The organism is Pseudomonas imperatae (genome assembly GCF_057128625.1).
This window is the reverse complement of record NZ_JBSKHP010000002.1, coordinates 268,299-287,523: the sequence shown is the minus strand read 5'-3', so window position 1 is coordinate 287,523 and position 19,225 is coordinate 268,299. Positions and strand designations below refer to the sequence as shown.

The following is a 19,225-nucleotide window of genomic DNA, read 5'->3' as shown; positions in this document are numbered from 1 at the left end:
TGCCACTCCTGCCTGCAACGCCTCAGCGCACCACCCCCTCCTCCACCAACAACTTCAATATCGCCTGCGCGCCTTCCTGGGCACTCACGCCCTTGAGCACCTGCCCGCCGCCACCGCTGGCCTTGGCGGTGGCGGCTTTCATGCGGTCGGCGCCGCTCTTGGCCTTGATCACTTTCAGGCGCTTGGGCCGTGGCTTGGCGGGGTTGAGTTCGGCGCCTGTGGATAACGGGTCTTCGACGATTTCCACCCGGTCCACCTGGAACTGGCCGCGCTGGGCGGGGCCGTAGGCGCTCTGGCGGGCCTTGGGGGCGGCGTTGTCGACGGTGGCCAGCAGCGGCAGGCGCACCTTGAGGCGCCGGCGCTGGCCGCGCGGCAGGGCTTGCAGCACCTGGGCGACGCCGTTGCTTACCGACTCCACTTCGGCAAGACCCGTAACCAGCGGCCAGCCGAGCTGCTCCGCCAGCAGGAACGGCAGCATGCCCGAGCCTTCGCCGGTTTCCGCCTGGCTGCCGGCCAGCACCAGTTGCGCGCCAACGTCGTGCAGGTAGTTGGCCAGGGCCGGCAGCACGTCGCTGCCGGGCGGTTGTTCGAGCACGTCCATGTGCGCCAGGCCCATGCCCAGGTAGCTGCGCAGGGCCGGCTCGCGGACGTCGCCGGCGTGCACCACCTGCAAGTTATCCCCAGCCAGCTGCAGGCCCAGTTCTACCGCGCGGGCGTCCTGTTCGGCGCGGCGGCTGCGGCCGGAGGTAGGGTGGGCGCCGACGGAGACCAGGCTGACGACTTTCATGTTCATGTGCACCTCAGGCGGCATCGCGCTTGGCTTGGTTACGGTAGGCGTCCACGGCGGCGATCAGCGCCTTGAGCAGCTCGCCGCTGTCGCCGATCACCGAGAGGTCGGCGCGCTTGATCATGTCGCAACCGGGGTCGAGGTTGATGGCAATGACCTTGTCACAGGCGCCGATGCCCTGCAGGTGCTGGATGGCGCCGGAGATGCCGACGGCCACGTAGACCCGCGCGGTGACCCAGGTGCCGCTGGCGCCCACCTGGCGGTCGCGGGTCATGAAGCCATCGTCCACGGCCACCCGCGAGGCGCCCTCGGTGGCGCCCAGGGCCGCGGCGGTGCTGTGGAACAGCTCCCAGTCGCGCACGCCGTTGCCGCCGGAGAAGATGAACTCGGCCTCGGCCATGGGAATGGCGGCCGGGTCCACGGCTACCGCACCCAGGTCTTCGATGCGCGACAGGCTGCGCGCCACGCTTGTGGATAACTGCACCGGCAGCGCCTCGTGGCGGGTTTCATCCACCGGCTCGGCGCATTCGGCGGCGGCCAGGATCAGCCGCGGCAAGGCACGGCTAATGTCCTGCTGGCCGGCGCCAGCGCGGCCCACGCAGCGGCCGTCCTTGACCTGCCAGATGCGCGTGGCCGGGCGTTCGCCCAGGCTGGCACCCAGGCGCCGGCCCAGCTCGCCGCCACCGCTGCGGCTGTCGGGCAGCAGCCAGTGGCGCGGGTTGAACTGGTTATCCACGGCGCGCAGGCCCTGGATGCGTTGCTCGGGGGCGTAGCCGTCGTATTCGTCACCGCTGATTTCCAGCAGGCGATCGACGCCGGCGGTGGAGAAACTGGTTTCCTTGTGCTCGCCAAAGACGATCGCCAGCACTGCGCCGTCGCTGCCCGCCAGCTGATGGGCCAGGCCCAGCAGGTCGCGGTCGTGGCTGCTGAGGCGGCCACCGACCATGTCCGGCACCACCGCGATATAGAACGCCGGCTCCGGCACTCGATGCAGCGGCAACAGCACCTCCACGGCCGCTGAGCGCTTGCTCGTGCCGCCCTGTTGCGCGCCGCTGCGGTCAATGCGCTTGATGCCATTGGGGCCGATGAAGCCCACGGCATGGGGGTTCTTGCGGATGACGCCCGCAGGCCCCATCCAGGACGCCTGCACCGGCTGCATGGCCGCGTGCAGCGGGTGCAGGCGGTTGCGGGCAATTCTCTCGGCCCGCGGGTCGCGGCGAATAATGTCGCTCATCAGTGCACCTCCGCAGGGATACGTTTAGCCGGCATTGGCTTTGCCGTCGCTGCCTCTTCCACCAGCGCATCAGCCACCAGCTCGGCGATGTCCTTGATCAGGGGGCGGGGCTCGACCACGCCTTCGAGCATGGCCGTGCACTGTGGGCAACCCACGGCCACCAGTTCGGCCTGGGTCTCGCGGATGTCGTCCATGCGCATGTCGGGAATACGCTGCTTGCCGGGGATGTCGGTGATCGGCGCGCCGCCACCGCCACCGCAGCAGCGCGAGCGGAAGCCGGAACGCTGCATTTCGCGCACCTCGATGCCCAGGGCCTTGAGCACGTCGCGCGGGGCCTGGTATTCGCCGTTGTAGCGGCCCAGGTAGCACGGGTCGTGGTAGGTGACGCTGCCGCCCTTGTGCTGGCCCAGGGTGAGTTTGCCACTGGTGACCAGTTCGGCCATGAAAGTGCTGTGGTGCAGCACTTCGTACTTCCCATTGAACGCACCGTATTCGTTTTTCAGCACGTGGAAGCTGTGCGGGTCGCAGGTGACGATGCGGCTGAAGCTGTACTTGGCCAGGGTCTGGATGTTGCGCTTGGCCAGGTGCTGGAACGTCGCCTCGTCGCCCAAGCGGCGGGCCACGTCGCCGCTGTCGCGCTCTTCCAGGCCCAGCACGGCGAAGTCGACCTTGGCCGCCTTCAGCACTTTGACGAAGGCGCGCAGGGTGCGCTGGTTGCGCATGTCGAAGGCACCGTCACCGACCCAGAACAGCACGTCGGCGGTCTTCTTCTCGCTCATCACGTTGAGGTTCAGGTCGGCCGCCCAGTTCATCCGGCCGCCGGGGTTGAAGCCGCCGGGGTTGTCGGTGGCGATCAGGTTGTCGAGCACCTCGGCGCCCTTGTTCGGGGTAGCGCCTTTTTCCAGGGTGAGGTGGCGGCGCATGTCGACGATGGCGTCGACGTGCTCGATCATCATCGGGCACTCCTCCACGCAGGCGCGGCAGGTGGTGCACGACCACAGGGTTTCGGCGTCCACCAGGCCGTTGACGATGGGCTGGTGCGGGTTGCCGCCGTGCTCGCCAATCGGCTTGCCCGGGTACGGGCTGCCGGCGAAGTGAGCATCGGTGCCACCGGCCAGGCCCACGACCATGTCCTGGATCAGTTTCTTGGGGTTCAGCGGCTGGCCGGCGGCGAACGCCGGGCAAGCCGCCTCGCACTTGCCGCACTGCACGCAGGCGTCGAAGCCCAGCAGCTGGTTCCAGGTGAAGTCCTTGGGTTTTTCCACGCCCAGCGGCGCAGCCGGATCAGCCAGGTTCAGCGGTTTAAGGCCGGTGGAACGGCCGCCGCCAAAGCGCTCGGCGCGGCGGTGCCAGGCCAGGTGCAGGGCACCGGCGAAGGCGTGCTTCATGGGCCCGCCCCAGGTCATGCCGAAGAACAGCTCGGACACGCCCCACAGCACGCCCACCGCCAGAACCGCCGCCAACACCCAGCCGCCGAAATCGGCGGGCAGGATGCCAGCCACCGGCAGGGTCAGCAGGAAGAAGCTTGCAGAGAACGCCAGCAGGCTTTTCGGCAGGCGCATCCATGGGCCTTTCGACAGCCGCGAAGGCGGGTTCAGGCGGCGTTTGAAGACGAACACGGCGCCGACGAACATCACCACGGTAGCGAACAGCAGTGCGTAGCCAAGGATGCGGTTATGCAGGCCGAAGCCGTGCACCAGGATCGCCAGGACGATGGACAGCACCGCGCCACCGGCCGTGGCCACGTGGGTGTTGGCGATGAATTTGTCGCGCGCCACCACGTGGTGCAGGTCGACCATGTAGCGCCGCGGCATGGCCAGCAGGCCGCCCAGCAGGTCGACGGCAGCCGGCCGGCCCTGGCGCCACAGGCGCACCCGGCGCACGGCGCCGAGCACGCCGAGGGCCAGGGCGGCGAATAGCAGGATGGGGAGGATAGTGTTCAGCATGGGGGGGCTCCCACCAGTACAGCGAAATAAATGCGTTCCTGTAGGAGCTGCCGCCAGGCTGCGATAAAGGCCGCAGGACTTTCGTCCGGGTCAGGATCGCAGGGGCCGCGGTGCGGCCCGACGCCGCCTGGCGGCAGCTGCTACGCGGTTACGCCGAGCTTAGAAGTCCTTGCACAGGCGCAGGGCGTCGTAGATCGCCGCATGGGTGTTGCGCTGGGCCACGCAGTCGCCGATGCGGTACAGCAGGTAGCCATCGCCGGCCTGGCTCAGCGCCGGTTGCGGCTGGATGGCAAACAGCGCCTCGATGTCCATCTGGCCCTTGTTGCGCGACTCCTGCTTCAACTCGTAATAGAGCTTCTCGTCCGGCCGCACGCCGTTCTCCACCACCACCTGGTCCACCACGCGCTCTTCCTTGGCCCCGGTGTACTCGTTCTCCAGCACCGCCACCAGCTTGTCGCCCTCGCGGTAGACCTTTTCCAGCATGAAGTCGCCGGTCATGATCACTTCTTTCGGGTACATGCTGCGGTAGTAGGTGGGGAACGACGTACCTCCAATCGCCACGCCCGGCTTGATGTCGTCGGTGACGATCTCCACCTGGGCGCCCTTGTCGGCGAGGAAGTCGGCCACCGACATGCCGGTGAACTCGCAGATGGTGTCGTACACCAGCACGTTCTTGCCCGGTGCCACCTTGCCGTCCAGCACGTCCCAGCTGCTCACCACCAGGCCTTCTTCGGCGCCCCAGTGCTCGTTCTGCTCCAGGAACGGGTGGCCGCCCACGGCCAGCACCACCACGTCGGGGCGCAGGTCGCGAATGGTCGCCGCGTCGGCGGCAGTGCCCAGGCGCAGGTCCACCTTCAGGCGCGCCAGTTCCAGCTGGAACCAGCGGGTAATGCCGGCGATCTGGTCACGTTGCGGCGCCTTCGACGCCGTGGTGATCTGCCCGCCGATGAAGTCTTTCTTCTCGAACAGCGTCACGTCGTGGCCACGCTCGGCCGACACCCGCGCCGCCTCCATGCCCGCCGGGCCGGCACCGACAACCACCACCTTGCGTTTGGGCCCGGTGGATTTCTCGATGATGTGCGGCACGCCCATGTATTCACGCGAGGTGGCGGCGTTCTGGATGCACAGCACGTCCAGGCCCTGGTACTGGCGGTCGATGCAGTAGTTGGCGCCCACGCACTGCTTGATCTGGTCCACCTGGCCCATCTTGATCTTGGCGATCAGGTGCGGGTCGGCGATGTGCGCGCGGGTCATGCCCACCATGTCCACGTAGCCGCCTTCGAGAATGCGCGTGGCCTGGTTGGGGTCCTTGATGTTCTGCGCGTGCAGCACCGGCGCCTTGACCACTTCCTTGATACCAGCGGCCAGGTGCAGGAACGGCTCCGGTGGATAACTCATGTTGGGGATAACGTTGGCCAGGGTGTTGTGGGTGTCGCAACCCGAGCCCACCACGCCAATGAAGTCGATCATGCCAGTGTCGTCGTAATACTTGGCGATCTGCTTCATGTCCTCGTGGCTGAGGCCATCGGGGTGGAATTCGTCGCCGCAGATGCGCAGGCCCACGCAAAAGTCGGGGCCCACTTCCTTGCGCACGGCCTTGATCACTTCCAGGCCGAAGCGCATGCGGTTTTCAAAGCTGCCGCCCCATTCGTCGGTACGCTTGTTGACCCGCGGGCTCCAGAACTGGTCGATCATGTGCTGGTGCACCGCCGACAGCTCCACGCCGTCCAGGCCGCCGGCCTTGGCCCGCGCCGCAGCGCTGGCGTAGTTGCCGATCACGCGCCAGATTTCCTCGGGCTCGATGGTCTTGCAGGTGGCGCGGTGCACCGGCTCGCGGATGCCCGACGGCGACATCAGCGTGGGCCAGTGCTCGCCGTCCCAGCGCGAGCGGCGGCCCATGTGGGTAATCTGGATCATGATCTTGGCGCCATGCTTGTGCATGGCGTCGGCCAGGTTCTGGAAGTGCGGGATGATCTTGTCGGTGGCCAGGTTCACCGATTTCCACCAGCCCTGGGGGCTGTCGATGGCCACGCTGGACGAGCCGCCGCAGATCGCCAGGCCGATGCCGCCCTTGGCTTTCTCTTCGTAGTATTTGACGTAACGATCGGTGGTCATGCCGCCATCGGTGGCGTAGACCTCGGCGTGCGCGGTGCTGAGCACGCGGTTGCGGATCGTCAACTTGCCGATCTGGATCGGCTGGAACATCGCTTCGAAAGCCATGACGGTGTCCTCGACTTACAACGGCTTGACGGTGAACAGGCCATCTTCGTGGCCTTCTTCCGAACCGCCGTACACCTGCTCGGCGACGGTGCGGATGGCGCTGCCCTTGGCAGCCAGAATCTGGTCCATGGCGCCGGCGAACCAGCCGGTGAACATGTAGTCCACCTTGCGGCCGACCTTGCCGTACACGTACACGAAGCACGAGTGCTCAAGCTTGACGCTGGCGGTGCCTTTTTCCAGGTCGATGCCCTGGATCTTGAACAGGCCCCAGCCGCGTTGCGACAGGCGCTTCATGTAGTGCTCGAACACCGCCACGCCTTCCAGGCCATGGCATTCGGCTTCCTTCTCGCACCAGTGCCAGGCGGATTTATAGCCAGCCTTGTAGAGGATCTCGGCGTAGGCGTCGGCGCCCAGCACTTCCTCGATGCCCATGTGGTTGTTGACGAAGAAATGCCGCGGTACGTACAGCATCGGCAGGGCGTCTGAGGTCCAGACACCGGTCTCGCTGTCGACTTCTATTGGCAATTGCGGGGCGATCTTGGCCATGGAAACTTAACTCCAGAAATTTGAAATAAGGGGGTGAGGCGGGTTAAGGCGTTACTCGCCCCACACGTCCTTCAGAACGTTGACCCAGTTTTCGCCCATGATCTTGCGCACCACGCGTTCGCTGTGGCCGCGCTTGAGCAGGGTCTCGGTCAGGTTCGGGAATTCGCCCACGGTGCGGATGCCCAGCGGGTTGATGATTTTGCCGAAGTTGGTCAGGCGCCGGGCGTAGCCCTTGTCGTGGGTCAGGTATTCGAAGAAGTCCTGGCCGTGGCCTTGGGTGAAGTCGGTGCCGATGCCAATGGAGTCTTCACCGACGATGTTCATGGTGTACTCGATGGCTTCGGCGTAGTCGTCGATGGTCGACTCGATGCCCTTGGCCAGGAACGGCGCGAACATGGTCACGCCCACGAAGCCGCCGTGGTCGGCGATGAACTTCAGTTCCGCGTCGGACTTGTTGCGCGGGTGCTCCTTGAGCCCCGAAGGCAGGCAGTGGGAGTAGCACACCGGCTTTTTCGATTCGAGAATCACTTCCTCGGACGTCTTGGAGCCTACGTGGGACAGGTCGCACATCACGCCCACGCGGTTCATTTCGGCGACAATTTCGCGGCCGAAGCCCGACAGGCCGCCGTCGCGCTCGTAGCAGCCGGTGCCCACCAGGTTCTGGGTGTTGTAGCACATCTGCACGATGCCCACGCCCAGCTGCTTGAACACTTCCACGTAGCCGATCTGGTCTTCGTAGGCATGGGCGTTCTGGAAGCCAAAGAGGATACCGGTCTTGCCCAGCTCCTTGGCCTTGCGGATGTCGGCGGTGCTGCGCACGGGCATCACCAGGTCGCTGTTTTCGCGCATCAACTTCTGGCTCTTGCAGATGCTGTCGACGGTGGCCTGGAAGCCTTCCCACACCGAGACGGTGCAGTTGGCCATGGTCAGGCCGCCCTTGCGCATGTCCTCGAACAGCTCACGGTTCCATTTGGCAATGATCAGCCCGTCGATAACGATGCTGTCGGCGTGCAGTTCGGCTGGGCTCATCAGGCTGTCCCCTTTAGGTATGTACCTGCGCCGAATCGTCTGCCGGCGCTTTGGAGCCAGCATATGCCTGCGCGCCCCGGCAGCCGGATGCAAAAACGACAGGGGAATCACTGAAAGCGTCAAGCCGGGCGCCGGCCCCGAATTTCAAGGGCCGGAAGCCTTGCCGATTTACCTACCGGGCGGTCTGGCGTCTAGGGTGGCGCTGGCAAATATCAGTCGCAATCCGCGGCTGTTCCTGCGGCCTACGGATGAGGGCGATTGTATGATTACGGACGAGCGACACAGCTGCAAAAGGCCAAGTGCCTGCCACAACGACCTGGCCCTGGTGGTCGAGAGCAACATCATGACGGTGTCCCGCGGCATCAGCGACGAGCACCTGGACGGCATTGACCGGTGTACGTATCTGGCTGGGCTGCGAGCCGGCGAGCACCATCCGATTGGAAGCCTGGGCTGGCAGCAGGTATACCGCCAGACGCTGGTCACCTTGGGCTGGCAGGCATCAGGGAACGGCACCGTCACTCGTCGCGAGATGTATGGCCTGGATGAAGTGGAGCGGGTCGCAAGGCGAATGGCATCAGTCATAGGCTGCGCAGGGGCTAATACGCTGATCAGCAGGAGTATCGCCGCGCTACGCAGCTCTACCCCGGCCAGCGGGCTGCTGCGCGCCAGCAGCGCGGTCAGCGATAAACAGTTTGCGCTGAGAATTCTGCCCGTGCCCTCCCTCACCAGTCGCGGGGAGCTGTTGCTGGGCGCTGTGTTTGTGACGATCTACGGTGCGTTCACCCTGTCAGGCAAGCTGCTAGGCGCGTCAAGTTACCCTTCGGCCAGCGATGAACTTGCCAGGGGGTTCAGCGTGACGCTCCCCTTGGGCCGGTTCGACACCATGATGGCTACCCTCACGCCATGGTTTGAGGAGGAGCGCCGGCGGTTGTGGGAGCAGATCCACCTGTGAGCGACGCAGCAGAAGGGACAAAATGCCCCGCCTGACCACAGAGTTTCACTGACAGCCCCTGTTCTTTAGCCCCGCCGTGCGCCAAAATCCCCGCCATTGTTCTGCTCATCTTGGCGGGGATCTCGCACATGAAATCTTGGTTACTGGTATTGGCTCTGGCTTCCCTGGGTGCCCACGCGGCCGAAGACGGCCCTACCCCCTGCGACAACGTTGACGACAGCAAGGCCAGCCTGGCCTGCTCGGCGTACAACAAGAAAACCGCCGAAAGCGAGCTCAAGGATGCCTACAAGGACCTGCTCGACCGCGCCAAGACCAACTTCAGCGGCGAGCCGGCCAAGCAGGCGAAAATGAAGGACCTGATTACGGCCGCCCAGGCCCAGTGGGAGAAGACCCGCGACGCCGACTGCGCCATCGAGACCTTCGAAGCCAAGCCGGGCACCCCGGAATTCACCACTGCCCAGGACGACTGCATCGCACAGAAGAGCGACGAACGGTCGGAATACCTGCAGACCCTGGCCAACCCGGGTGACGAAGGCGATGTGCCCGAGCAGTAAGCCCCTCTTTCACCAAGGCATTTTATGAAAATCTGCGGTATCGACATCAAAGCCAGTGAAGCCATCTTCGCCCTGGCCAGCCACGCAAGCGGCACCCTTGAGCACCTGGCGTTGCCACTAAAGAAACTGGCCCTGGACGACGATGAGGATGCCGCGCAGGTGAAAGCCTTTGCCCGTCAGCTTGCCGAGTTCGTCAGCGCCAACGGCATCACCCACCTGGCCATCAAGAAACGCAGCAAGAAGGGCGAATTCGCCGGCGGCCCCATCACCTTCAAAATCGAAGGCATGCTGCAGCTGCTGGAAGGCTGCGACGTGCAGTTGGTGTCGCCGCAGACCATCAACGCCCAGGCGAAGAAACACGACCTCGCCCTGCCCGCCTCGCTGAACAAATATCAGCACGACGCCTACAAGGCCGCGTGCGCCCTGCTGCTCAAGACCCGCTGACGTCACCGCCCGTGGCGGCGTGCTTGCAGAATCGCGGTGCCCCGGACGCCGCCTGCGGCAGCTGCTACGGGGGTGATTGGGAACGGGACTACTGTATGATCGGAAATGCCTGACACGAGTCCCCCGGGGGGCGATGCTACTCTTCCGTCCGTCGTCAAACCTGACGGCCGGGTGTGAGAACCCGGAGGTAGATCGCGAAAGGCAGCCAGTTATGGCAGCTGCTCGCGGGCGGGCTTATGCCTGGCCGGTTCTATCTCCCGGTTTCTCACCCCGCGAACAGCTGCCACCTCTCCCGTGAGAAGGAAGGTGCCAGCCTTTGCCAGAGAGATAGCAAATGAACAACTGCCAGACCGGGACCGCCACCTTCGGCCCTCTCGACGCCAACAACCTCCCCCTCTTCACTATCACCCCAGGCTTCAGCGCCGAGGATGCCCTGGCGCACCTGAGCGTCTTGCTCAAGGGTGCCGAAGCCTGCGCCTTCGAACTCACCGAATGCCCCGGTGACACCGCCCACGGCCTGGCGCTGTCCTTGGCCCAACAAATCGACACGGCCCGCGGCCTGGTCCAAGCCCTGCTGAACAGCCAAACGTCTTGAAATGGCTTCGTCTGCATCGCGACTAAAGTCGGCTCCTACAGCGTTCGTGGTAGGAGCCGGCCTTGGCCGCGAAGCAGGCGACGCGAGCTAAGCGGTATAAGCATCCGCGTAGCAGCTGCCGAAGGCGGCGTCCGGCGGCGTGCCTGCAGGACCGCGGCGCCCCGGACGCAGCCTGCGGCAGCTGCTACGCCGGTTTGCGCAGGCTTAGCCAATGGGCAAAGGACTTGTCCTCCAACACATAGGCACCCCGGCTGGATTTCCACACCAGTTCTTTCTCGCGCAACGCCTCGATGCTGGCCTGGATGGTCTGGGTACCAGGCACCAGGTCACTGCCCAGTGTTTCCAGCACCTTGCTGACTGCAAGCACGGTGGCATCGGCGAAAGGCGCGAACGGTTCGCTGGCCAGCGAGCGATCCACCATCACCTGCAACACGGCGCGTTGCGGCAAGGTCAGGGTGTTCCACGCGCTTTCGAATTCGTTCCAGGCACCCGCGAGCACGGCCTCGGCGCCGCTGCGCAACAGCGCGCCAAGATTTCCGGCCTCTCCAAGTTCCAGCGCCACGGTACTGATGATCGCGCGCAGCATTTCCGGACGCCGCCCCACCTGCTCGAAGGCATGCTCCACGTCGGCAGCATCGAACTGGTTGCTCTGCGCCAGATGCTTGTTCAGCCATGCGGTATAGGCGCTGGTGAACTCTTTGCCGAGCAGCGGAAAAGTAGTGACACTGGAGCCAAAGAACGGCTGGCTGCGGCTCAGCACCAGATGCGCCAGCTTGTCCCGGTTCGAACCGGTGAAAACCATATACACGCCCGGCTTCTCACGCCCCTGGTTCAGCTCGTCCCGGGCAGCCTTCAGCGCGAACATGGCGTTGATGCCGCTATCAGTGCTGAGCGCGTGCTGGGCTTCATCGATCACCAGCGCCAGCGATTGCCCCGAAGCCTGGTGCAACAGTTCCAGCGCCTGGCTGAGCGTCGCGCCCGGTGGCAGCCGCGGCTGGGTGAAATCCCAGGAAAGCGTGCGCAGGAAATTGAGCTTATCCACCCCCAGGGATTTGGCGAGCTTGCGAATGCCTTTCTCAAACGGCACCAGCGCATTGGCGATGGCCGTGGCGATCAGCTCTGCCGGATCAGTTTCACGGTCGCTCCACAGGTCGACATACACCGCCAGCCAGCCACGTTTCTGGCACTCGGGGATCAAGTCCTCGCGCAGGAAGGTGCTTTTCCCGGTACGCCGGGGCGCGGCCAGGAACAGCCCGGAGCTGTAGTCCAGCAGGCCCGCACCGGTCAGCCCATCCGCAATCTGGCCGGCCAGCACGGGGCGACGAAAAACAAAGCCTGCAGAGCTACTCATGGTTTTACACTCAATTATAGACGCATGTATAAATTATACAGCCAAGTATAATTTACCATAATTCACCTCACACCACCCCCTCCCTGCGCCGCTCCTCCCGCGGGCACCGCCCGAACCGTGCGCGGTAGCTACGGGTGAAATACGACGCCGACTCGAAGCCGCAGGCAAGGCTTACCTCCAGCACGCTCATGCCAGTCTGGCGCAGGAGCTGCCGGGCTTTTTCCAGGCGCAGGCGCAGGTAAAAGGCGCTGGGCGTGTCGTTGAGGTGCAACTTGAACAGCCGCTCCAGCTGCCGGCGGGTGACGTTGATGCCTTCCGCCAAAGCCAGGGTACTGAGCGGCGGCTCGGTGTGCTGTTCCATCTCGCCAATCACCTGCACCAGCTTCTTGTTGCTGACGCCATAGCGCGAGGCGATCTGCATGCGCTGGTGGTCCTTGCGCGGGCGAATACGCCCGACCACGAACTGCTCCGACACCTCGATGGCCAGGGCACTGCCGTGGGCCTGGGCGATCAGGTCGAGCATCAGGTCGATGGAGGCGGTGCCGCCGGCCGAGGTGATGCGCCGGCGGTCGATCTCGAACAGTTCCTGGGTCACCTCCAGCTGCGGGAAGGTTTCCTTGAAGGCATCCAGTGCCTCCCAGTGCAGGGTGGCGCGGTAGCCGTCGAGCAGGCCGGCCCTGGCCAGCACGAAGGCACCGGTGTCGATGCCGCCCAGGCTCACGCCGTTATGGTCCAACCGCCGCAGCCACTGCTGCAGGGCCGGGGTGACCGCCTTGAGCGGTTCGAAGCCGGCCACTACCAGCAACGTCGCCCCGGGCCCCAGGGCCTCCAGCGCGGCGTCGGCGTTCACCGACATGCCGTTGCTGGCCAGCACCGGCCCACCGTCCAGGCTCAGCACATGCCAGCGGTACAGCTCGCCGCGAAAGCGGTTGGCCACCCGCAAGGGCTCTACCGCGGAGATAAAGCCGATGGCGGAGAAGCCGGGTAGCAAGAGGAAGTAGTAGTCCTGGGACATGGCCGCTCTCGTGCAGGGAAGCCTCGTTAATACGCCGCAGGTCGCCGCAGTGCAAGTGCGGGTCGCCGCAGTGCGAATTTACCGGCGCCGGGCAGGCTACCTTGTTGTCCAGGGTGCGCAGACGCCCTTCCCCCAATAACTAGAAACTACCGCGAGAGGAGCCATCATGAAAAGACTGATCAGCTGCTGTCTGCTGATGCTCACCAGTACCGCGATGCTGTCGGCCGCCCAGGCCGCCGAACCCGAAAGCTGCAAGAACGTGCGCCTGGGCGTGGTCAACTGGACCGACGTGATGGCCACCAGCGCCATGACCCAAGTGCTGCTCGACGGCCTGGGCTACCAGACCAAGCAGACCAGCGCCTCCCAGCAGATCATCTTCGCCGGCATCCGCGACCAGCGCCTGGACCTGTTCCTGGGCTACTGGAACCCGCTGATGACCCAGACCATCACGCCCTTCGTGGAACAGCAGCAGGTCAAGGTGCTGGCCGAACCCAGCCTCAAGGACGCCCGCGCCACCCTGGCCGTGCCCACCTACCTGGCCGACAAGGGCCTGAAGAGCTTCGCTGATATCGCCAGGTTCAAGAAGGAACTGGGCGGCAAGATCTACGGCATCGAGCCCGGCTCGGGCGCCAACAAGCAGATCAAGGACATGATCGCCAAGAACCAGTTCGGCCTGGGCGGCTTCCAGCTGGTGGAATCCAGCGAGGCCGGCATGCTCTCGGCCGTGACCCGCGCCACTCAGCGCAACGAAGCCATCGTGTTCTTCGGCTGGGCGCCGCACCCCATGAACGTCAACCTGAAGATGACCTACCTCAGCGGCAGCGAAGGCGCGCTGGGCCCCAACGAGGGCATGGCCACGGTATGGACGGTGACCGCGCCGGACTACGCCAGCCGCTGCCCCAACGTGGACAAACTGCTAACCAACCTGACCTTCAGCGCCGAAGACGAGAGCCGCATGATGCAGCCGCTGCTGGACCACAAGGACGCCCTGGAGTCCGCCAAGGCCTGGCTCAAGGCCCACCCTGAAGACCAGAAACGCTGGCTGGCAGGCGTGACGACTTTCGACGGCAAGCCGGCCGAGCAGAACCTGCAACTCACCACCAATCCCTAAACCCGTTCCTGTAGGAGCCGACCTTGGTCGCGATGCAGCCACCGCGCCCGACCAGGCACAGCGGTAATGCCATCGCGGCCAAGGCCGGCTCCTACGGGAGACGTGCGCCCGCAATAAAGGAGCCAACATGAACCACGACGTGATCATCACCTGCGCCCTCACCGGCGCCGGCGACACCACCGGCAAGAGCCACCTGGTGCCCATCACCCCGCAACAGATCGCCGCTGCCGCCGTGGAAGCCGCCAAAGCCGGCGCCACCGTGGTCCACTGCCACGTGCGCGACCCGCAAACCGGCAAGTTCAGCCGCGACGTGGCCCTGTACCGCGAGGTGATGGAGCGCATCCGCGAGGCCGACGTCGACATCATCGTCAACCTCACCGCCGGCATGGGCGGCGACCTGGAGATCGGCCCAGGCGAGTCGCCCATGGAGTTCGGCCCCAACACCGACCTGGTCGGCCCGCTGGCCCGCCTGGCCCACGTGGAGGAACTGCTGCCGGAGATCTGCACCCTGGACTGCGGCACGCTCAACTTCGGCGACGGCGACAGCATCTACGTGTCCACCCCGGCGCAGCTGCGCGCCGGCGCCAGGCGCATCACCGAGCTGGGGGTGAAAGCCGAGCTGGAAATCTTCGACACCGGCCACCTGTGGTTCGCCAAGCAGATGATCAAGGAAGGCCTGCTGCACGACCCGCTGTTCCAGCTGTGCCTGGGCATTCCATGGGGCGCGCCGGCCGACACCACCACCATGAAAGCCATGGTCGACAACCTACCGGCGGACGCCGTGTGGGCCGGCTTCGGCATCGGTCGCATGCAGATGCCCATGGCCGCACAGGCGGTGCTGTTGGGCGGCAACGTGCGCGTGGGCCTGGAAGACAACCTGTGGCTGGAAAAGGGCGTGCTCGCCAGCAACGGCCAACTGGTGGAACGCGCCACCGAGATCCTCACCCGCCTGGGCGCCCGCGTGCTCACCCCGGCCGAGGGCCGCGCGAAGATGAACCTCACCCGTCGCACCTAAGGAACCGCCATGACCTTCATTACCGAGATCAAGACCTTCGCCGCGCTGGGCAGCGGCGTCATCGGCAGCGGCTGGGTGGCCCGCGCCCTGGCCCACGGCCTGGACGTGGTGGCCTGGGACCCGGCCCCCGGCGCCGAGGCCGCGCTGCGCCAGCGCGTTGCCAACGCCTGGCCGGCCTTGGTGCACAATGGCCTGGCGCCTGGCGCCTCGCAGGAGCGCCTGCAGTTCGTCGACACCATCGAAGCCTGCGTGCGCAACGCCGACTTCATCCAGGAAAGCGCGCCCGAACGCCTGGAGCTGAAACTGGAGCTGCACGCGAAAATCAGCGCTGCCGCCAAGCCTGACGCCCTGATCGGCTCCAGCACCTCGGGCCTGTTGCCCAGCGAGTTCTACGAAGGCGCCACCCACCCCGAACGCTGCGTGGTAGGCCACCCGTTCAACCCGGTGTACCTGCTGCCGCTGGTGGAAGTGGTGGGCGGCCGCCAGACCGCGCCCGAAGCCGTACAAACCGCCATGCAGGTGTATGAGTCACTGGGCATGCGCCCGCTGCACGTGCGCAAGGAAGTCCCCGGCTTCATCGCCGACCGCCTGCTCGAAGCGCTGTGGCGCGAGGCCCTGCACCTGGTCAACGATGGCGTGGCCACCACCGGCGAGATCGACGACGCCATCCGCTTCGGCGCCGGCCTGCGTTGGTCGTTCATGGGCACGTTCCTGACCTACACCCTGGCAGGCGGCGACGCCGGCATGCGCCACTTCATGAACCAGTTCGGCCCGGCCCTGAAACTGCCCTGGACCTACCTGCCGGCACCGGAGCTCACCAACAAGCTGATCGATGACGTGGTCGACGGCACCACCACACAACTGGGCAACCACAGCATCGCCGCCCTGGAACGCTACCGCGACGATTGCCTGCTGGCGGTGCTGGAGGCCGTACGCGCGACCAAGGCGAAACACGGCATGGAGTTCGCCGAATGATCACCTACCGCACGCCGGTGCTGGAGGAGTGGGTGGACTACAACGGGCATCTGCGCGATGCCTTCTACCTGCTGATTTTCAGCTATGCCACTGATGCGTTCATGGCCGCCGTCGGCATTGATCCGGCCCGTGACCAGCGCTCGTTGTTTACCCTGGAGTGCCACCTCAACTATCTGCATGAGGTAAAGCTTGGGGCAGAGGTACAGGTATGCACGCATATTGTGGCGAGTGATCACAAACGCGTGCACCTCTACCACAGCCTGCACGTGCCTGGTTCGGATCAGCCCGTGGCCGCCTCCGAACAGATGCTGCTGCATGTGGACCTGGCTGGGCCACGCGCCGCGGCCTTCGACACCACTGTGCTTGATAAGCTGGCAACTTTCAGTTCGCACCAGGCAGCCCTTCCTGCAACGGCATTTATTGGCCGCATCATCAACTTGCCCCAGCGCTGATCGTGTCAGTTGGGTGTGATCCCTGCGCAGCGTTTTTTCCCTCTTCAGCGGTTCTACGAGGCAATCAATAATTACCTCACTGCCCGGCACAAACGTGTACCGGGCAGCTCGCCTACCACTGAAAGGGAATTTGAAACATGTCCATGATCGACTACAGCGAACTCTCCATCCGTGCGCGCCTGGCCGCGTTCGATGCCATTGAACTGGCTGAACCGGAAATTGCCGCCCCCTCTTTCAGCACCCTCAACAACCGTTACGATGACGAAGGTGATTATGTTCCGGCAGAGGGCGACAAGCATGCCAGCACCAGCGGCTCGAGCCTGATGACCTTTGAAGAGGACATGTCGCAACAGAACGTGTTTGATGTCGAAACCTGCACCTACTTCGCTCAACGCGCAGCCTCGAAGAAGTTCGATAAAAAAGCACAGATCGTGAAATGGTACGAAGAATACACCCACGTGCTGGGTGTCATCGGCTGGAACCTGCGCAGCTACCAGTTCCAGGAGATGAAAACCAACAACACCAGTGTCAGCATCGACCAGATGGCGGTGCGGCTGATGGCCGGGGCCGCGGCCGGTGGCGGCGGCATTGTTGCTTCGCTGCTTGCCTCGTTCAAGGAATCCCTCAACGCGCTGGCACAGAAGGATCAGCCGTTGAAGGCCTTCGAGAGGCACACCAGCACCGATCGCAATGGTGGTTTCCAGATGATGCCCTGTGGCGAGACCAAGGCCGGCCTGGTCAAGGCGTTATTGAACTGTAACTACTACGAAGCCAAGATCAACAAAGGCAAAGTGCTGTTCGTTTCGTGGAACAAATCCGATCTGCGCCTGTATGGCAGCGCGCAACTGTCGACGATGAACCCCACCGTATTTGCCAACTTCAGGGACGAAATTGAAACCAGGTTGGGCGAGCGCCGCCGCGAAGACTTCGAAAAGATTGAAATCTGACGGCCCCTGGTTTTCAACAAAAAAAGCCCCGATCCAGCCGTATCCGGATCGGGGCGCAGTGTACTGCGAACAGCGCGTCGAAGGTGACCAGACCCGCACGCTGGAAGCCGACGCCAGTGTGCCCTGCCCCGCCCCCCGGGATTTAGCCGAAAACGACACGCTCATGCCCACCGCGGCCATGGCGACGATCGCCCCTTGCCGCGCCGTGCCGGCGCTTACAGAATCGGCCAAAAGCCCCTCACCAAAGGACTCGCCTCATGATGCACGTGGATCTGATTGACCAGGATGACCTGCTCGGCCAACTCAAGGCCCTGGGCTTCGAGATGCCCGCCGGCGCCAGCGCCGAGCAGGCCTGCGAATGTGCGGTGCGCGGCCTCAGCGAGGCGCGCGCCAAGGCCCTGCGCAAAATGGTCGAGCAACTGCTGACCGGCAGCGCCACCATCCTGCCGGCCGTGCGCCAGGCCATCGACAAGCAACTACTGCCCGCCCTCGCCCACTTCCAGCAATCGCGCGCCTGAGCCCCTGCCTGCTGGCCCGCAAACCGCGGGCCAGACACCTCCCTGCTACCCCAACATAAACAAAACACATACCCGCATAACCGTTTCGCGGCAGACGGCCCGTTGATCCAGTCGTAACTTCTTTCCTACAGCGCCTTGGCGCCATGACAAGAAAGAGAGTATGCCGATGAACAACCGCCCTGCTGTAGACGTCAAGGCGTGGATCGACTCACGCGCCATTTCCCCCTACCAGTGGCTGGTGCTCGCACTGTGCTCGCTGATCATTCTGTTCGACGGCTACGACGCCGCGGTGATGGGCTTCATCGCCCCCGCCCTGGTGCAGGACTGGGGCCTGGCGCCAGCGCAAATGGGCCTGATCCTGGGCGCGGCGATGTTCGGCGTGGCCCTGGGCGCGCTGGTGGCCGGCCCCTACTCCGACCGCCTGGGCCGCAAGCGCGTGCTGCTGGTGTCGATCTTCTGCTTCGCGTTGTTCAGCGTGATGTGCACCTTCGCCCGCAACCCCTATGAAATGGCCCTGCTGCGCTTCCTCACCGGCCTGGGCCTGGGCGCGGTGATGCCCAACTGCGTGACCCTGGTGTCGGAATACATGCCCGAGCGCCGTCGTGGCCTGCTGATCACGCTGATGTACTGCGGCTTCAACATCGGCTCCGGCGCTGGCGGTTTCGTCGCCGCGGGGCTGCTGCCGGTGGGCGGCTGGAAGTCGGTGCTGCTGCTGGGCGGTATCTGCCCACTCATCGTGCTGCCGTTGCTGGTGTGGCTGCTGCCCGAATCGACCTTGTACATGGTGGTGCGCAACCACGCCCAGGGCAGCATCGGCGACATCCTGCGGCGCATGGGCGGCGCGTTTGCCGAGGGCACGCGCTTTACCCTCAAGACGCCGGCCCTGGACAAGAAGGCCCAGGTGTTCAAGCTGTTCTCCAACGGCTACGCCCACGGCACGCTGATGCTGTGGCTGACCTATTTCATGGGCCTGTTCGTGATCTACCTGCTCAACGGCTGGCTGCCGACCATCATGCGCGCCGGTGGCCTGAGCCTGGAGAAAGCCGCCATCACCGCCGGCCTGTTCCAACTGGGCGGCACCCTGGGTGGCCTGCTGGTGGGCAGCCTGATGGACCACTTCAAGTCGCGCAAGAAGGTCATCGGCCTGTTCTACCTGTTGGGCATGTGCTGCCTGCTGGCCGAGGGCATCTTCGGCTTCGGCCCTACCGTGCTGGGCATGCTGGTGTTCGTCAGCGGCATGTGCGTGAACGGCGCGCAGACCGGCCTGCAGGCGTTCTCACCGACCTTCTACCCCACCGAAATGCGTGCCACCGGTGTCAGCTGGATGCACGGCATCGGCCGCAGCGGCGCTATCATCAGCTCGTCCATGGGCGGCTTGCTGCTGGGCGCGTTCCCGGGCACCACCAGTATTTTCATCGTGTTGTCGATCCCGGCCCTGTTCGCCGCGCTGGCCATCGTCAACCACCGCAATGCCGTAGCCGAACCTGCGACCGACCGCGCTGCGCCACGCGTGGTCGAGGCGCCTAGCCAATGA

19 protein-coding genes are annotated in these 19,225 nt (G+C 64.7%); 11 read left to right on the top strand and 8 right to left on the bottom strand.

Translation table 11 applies throughout. The features are described from left to right. Window positions 1-22: 22 nt before the first annotated feature. The 6 genes from etfB to ACWKWX_RS03990 all read right to left on the bottom strand — a co-directional run bounded on the left by etfB (window position 23) and on the right by ACWKWX_RS03990 (window position 7,762). Complete coding sequence (etfB, locus tag ACWKWX_RS04015; RefSeq protein WP_473004718.1) at window positions 23-793, bottom strand: electron transfer flavoprotein subunit beta; 771 nt, start codon at window positions 791-793, stop codon at window positions 23-25. A 7-nt stretch (window positions 794-800) separates the two neighbouring features. Continuing rightward, complete coding sequence (gene etfA / locus ACWKWX_RS04010) at window positions 801-2,021, bottom strand: electron transfer flavoprotein subunit alpha (protein ID WP_483827071.1); 1,221 nt, start codon at window positions 2,019-2,021, stop codon at window positions 801-803. Further along, the gene (gene dgcB / locus ACWKWX_RS04005) at window positions 2,021-3,967 is read right to left on the bottom strand and encodes a dimethylglycine demethylation protein DgcB (protein ID WP_483827070.1); all 1,947 of its coding nucleotides are present in this window, start codon (window positions 3,965-3,967) and stop codon (window positions 2,021-2,023) included. The genes etfA and dgcB overlap by 1 nt, the downstream gene beginning before the upstream one ends. A 159-nt stretch (window positions 3,968-4,126) precedes the next feature. Further along, on the bottom strand, window positions 4,127-6,187 hold the full coding sequence (gene dgcA, locus ACWKWX_RS04000; protein WP_027980259.1) for a dimethylglycine demethylation protein DgcA: 2,061 nt from the start codon (window positions 6,185-6,187) through the stop codon (window positions 4,127-4,129). A gap of 15 nt (window positions 6,188-6,202) precedes the next feature. Then, window positions 6,203-6,733: a DUF5943 domain-containing protein gene (locus ACWKWX_RS03995; RefSeq protein WP_483827069.1), complete on the bottom strand. Its 531-nt coding sequence runs from the start codon at window positions 6,731-6,733 to the stop codon at window positions 6,203-6,205. Window positions 6,734-6,784: 51 nt separating this feature from the next. After that, complete coding sequence (locus ACWKWX_RS03990) at window positions 6,785-7,762, bottom strand: dipeptidase (protein WP_416427254.1); 978 nt, start codon at window positions 7,760-7,762, stop codon at window positions 6,785-6,787. Between the two features lie 19 nt (window positions 7,763-7,781). Between ACWKWX_RS03990 and ACWKWX_RS03985 the strand changes: the two genes are divergently transcribed. From ACWKWX_RS03985 to ACWKWX_RS03970, 4 genes are all read left to right on the top strand, one after another. Next, window positions 7,782-8,714, top strand: coding sequence for a hypothetical protein (locus ACWKWX_RS03985; protein ID WP_483827068.1), 933 nt, complete (start codon window positions 7,782-7,784; stop codon window positions 8,712-8,714). A 128-nt stretch (window positions 8,715-8,842) separates the two neighbouring features. Then, window positions 8,843-9,268 carry a lysozyme inhibitor LprI family protein gene (locus ACWKWX_RS03980; protein WP_483827067.1) on the top strand — a complete coding sequence of 142 codons (426 nt, stop codon included), beginning with the start codon at window positions 8,843-8,845 and terminating at the stop codon, window positions 9,266-9,268. A 24-nt stretch (window positions 9,269-9,292) separates the two neighbouring features. Next, a complete protein-coding gene (locus ACWKWX_RS03975; protein ID WP_416427257.1) occupies window positions 9,293-9,712 on the top strand; it encodes a DUF3010 family protein in 420 nt (139 codons plus the stop codon). Between the two features lie 334 nt (window positions 9,713-10,046). Continuing rightward, window positions 10,047-10,307, top strand: coding sequence for a hypothetical protein (locus ACWKWX_RS03970; protein ID WP_416427258.1), 261 nt, complete (start codon window positions 10,047-10,049; stop codon window positions 10,305-10,307). Between the two features lie 184 nt (window positions 10,308-10,491). Here the strand turns inward: ACWKWX_RS03970 and ACWKWX_RS03965 are convergent, their stop codons facing one another. Continuing rightward, the gene (locus ACWKWX_RS03965; protein ID WP_483827066.1) at window positions 10,492-11,658 is read right to left on the bottom strand and encodes an ATP-binding protein; all 1,167 of its coding nucleotides are present in this window, start codon (window positions 11,656-11,658) and stop codon (window positions 10,492-10,494) included. 67 nt (window positions 11,659-11,725) lie between these two features. After that, window positions 11,726-12,673 (bottom strand): GlxA family transcriptional regulator, encoded by a 948-nt coding sequence (locus ACWKWX_RS03960; RefSeq protein ID WP_416427260.1) that lies wholly within the window; start codon window positions 12,671-12,673, stop codon window positions 11,726-11,728. A gap of 166 nt (window positions 12,674-12,839) precedes the next feature. Between ACWKWX_RS03960 and choX the strand changes: the two genes are divergently transcribed. The 7 genes from choX to ACWKWX_RS03925 all read left to right on the top strand — a co-directional run bounded on the left by choX (window position 12,840) and on the right by ACWKWX_RS03925 (window position 19,225). Beyond that, window positions 12,840-13,784: a choline ABC transporter substrate-binding protein gene (choX, locus tag ACWKWX_RS03955; RefSeq protein WP_483827065.1), complete on the top strand. Its 945-nt coding sequence runs from the start codon at window positions 12,840-12,842 to the stop codon at window positions 13,782-13,784. Window positions 13,785-13,911: 127 nt separating this feature from the next. Continuing rightward, complete coding sequence (gene cdhC / locus ACWKWX_RS03950; RefSeq protein ID WP_416427262.1) at window positions 13,912-14,799, top strand: 3-dehydrocarnitine:acetyl-CoA trimethylamine transferase CdhC; 888 nt, start codon at window positions 13,912-13,914, stop codon at window positions 14,797-14,799. A gap of 9 nt (window positions 14,800-14,808) precedes the next feature. Then, window positions 14,809-15,774, top strand: coding sequence for an L-carnitine dehydrogenase (locus tag ACWKWX_RS03945; protein WP_473004729.1), 966 nt, complete (start codon window positions 14,809-14,811; stop codon window positions 15,772-15,774). Continuing rightward, window positions 15,771-16,226 (top strand): thioesterase family protein, encoded by a 456-nt coding sequence (locus tag ACWKWX_RS03940; protein WP_483827064.1) that lies wholly within the window; start codon window positions 15,771-15,773, stop codon window positions 16,224-16,226. The genes ACWKWX_RS03945 and ACWKWX_RS03940 overlap by 4 nt, the downstream gene beginning before the upstream one ends. Window positions 16,227-16,363: 137 nt before the next feature. Next, window positions 16,364-17,173 (top strand): hypothetical protein, encoded by an 810-nt coding sequence (locus tag ACWKWX_RS03935; RefSeq protein WP_483827063.1) that lies wholly within the window; start codon window positions 16,364-16,366, stop codon window positions 17,171-17,173. Between the two features lie 257 nt (window positions 17,174-17,430). Continuing rightward, entirely contained in the window at window positions 17,431-17,691 is a 261-nt protein-coding gene (locus tag ACWKWX_RS03930; RefSeq protein ID WP_416427266.1) for a hypothetical protein, read from the top strand. A 166-nt stretch (window positions 17,692-17,857) separates the two neighbouring features. Further along, window positions 17,858-19,225 (top strand): MFS transporter, encoded by a 1,368-nt coding sequence (locus tag ACWKWX_RS03925; RefSeq protein ID WP_473004734.1) that lies wholly within the window; start codon window positions 17,858-17,860, stop codon window positions 19,223-19,225.

Coding starts and splice junctions, on each gene's coding strand:
- etfB (WP_473004718.1), bottom strand. CDS start 793: ATGAACATGAAAGTCGTCAGCCTGGTCTCCGTCGGCGCCCACCCTACC.
- etfA (WP_483827071.1), bottom strand. CDS start 2,021: ATGAGCGACATTATTCGCCGCGACCCGCGGGCCGAGAGAATTGCCCGC.
- dgcB (WP_483827070.1), bottom strand. CDS start 3,967: ATGCTGAACACTATCCTCCCCATCCTGCTATTCGCCGCCCTGGCCCTC.
- dgcA (WP_027980259.1), bottom strand. CDS start 6,187: ATGGCTTTCGAAGCGATGTTCCAGCCGATCCAGATCGGCAAGTTGACG.
- ACWKWX_RS03995 (WP_483827069.1), bottom strand. CDS start 6,733: ATGGCCAAGATCGCCCCGCAATTGCCAATAGAAGTCGACAGCGAGACC.
- ACWKWX_RS03990 (WP_416427254.1), bottom strand. CDS start 7,762: ATGAGCCCAGCCGAACTGCACGCCGACAGCATCGTTATCGACGGGCTG.
- ACWKWX_RS03985 (WP_483827068.1), top strand. CDS start 7,782: ATGTACCTGCGCCGAATCGTCTGCCGGCGCTTTGGAGCCAGCATATGC.
- ACWKWX_RS03980 (WP_483827067.1), top strand. CDS start 8,843: ATGAAATCTTGGTTACTGGTATTGGCTCTGGCTTCCCTGGGTGCCCAC.
- ACWKWX_RS03975 (WP_416427257.1), top strand. CDS start 9,293: ATGAAAATCTGCGGTATCGACATCAAAGCCAGTGAAGCCATCTTCGCC.
- ACWKWX_RS03970 (WP_416427258.1), top strand. CDS start 10,047: ATGAACAACTGCCAGACCGGGACCGCCACCTTCGGCCCTCTCGACGCC.
- ACWKWX_RS03965 (WP_483827066.1), bottom strand. CDS start 11,658: ATGAGTAGCTCTGCAGGCTTTGTTTTTCGTCGCCCCGTGCTGGCCGGC.
- ACWKWX_RS03960 (WP_416427260.1), bottom strand. CDS start 12,673: ATGTCCCAGGACTACTACTTCCTCTTGCTACCCGGCTTCTCCGCCATC.
- choX (WP_483827065.1), top strand. CDS start 12,840: ATGAAAAGACTGATCAGCTGCTGTCTGCTGATGCTCACCAGTACCGCG.
- cdhC (WP_416427262.1), top strand. CDS start 13,912: ATGAACCACGACGTGATCATCACCTGCGCCCTCACCGGCGCCGGCGAC.
- ACWKWX_RS03945 (WP_473004729.1), top strand. CDS start 14,809: ATGACCTTCATTACCGAGATCAAGACCTTCGCCGCGCTGGGCAGCGGC.
- ACWKWX_RS03940 (WP_483827064.1), top strand. CDS start 15,771: ATGATCACCTACCGCACGCCGGTGCTGGAGGAGTGGGTGGACTACAAC.
- ACWKWX_RS03935 (WP_483827063.1), top strand. CDS start 16,364: ATGTCCATGATCGACTACAGCGAACTCTCCATCCGTGCGCGCCTGGCC.
- ACWKWX_RS03930 (WP_416427266.1), top strand. CDS start 17,431: ATGATGCACGTGGATCTGATTGACCAGGATGACCTGCTCGGCCAACTC.
- ACWKWX_RS03925 (WP_473004734.1), top strand. CDS start 17,858: ATGAACAACCGCCCTGCTGTAGACGTCAAGGCGTGGATCGACTCACGC.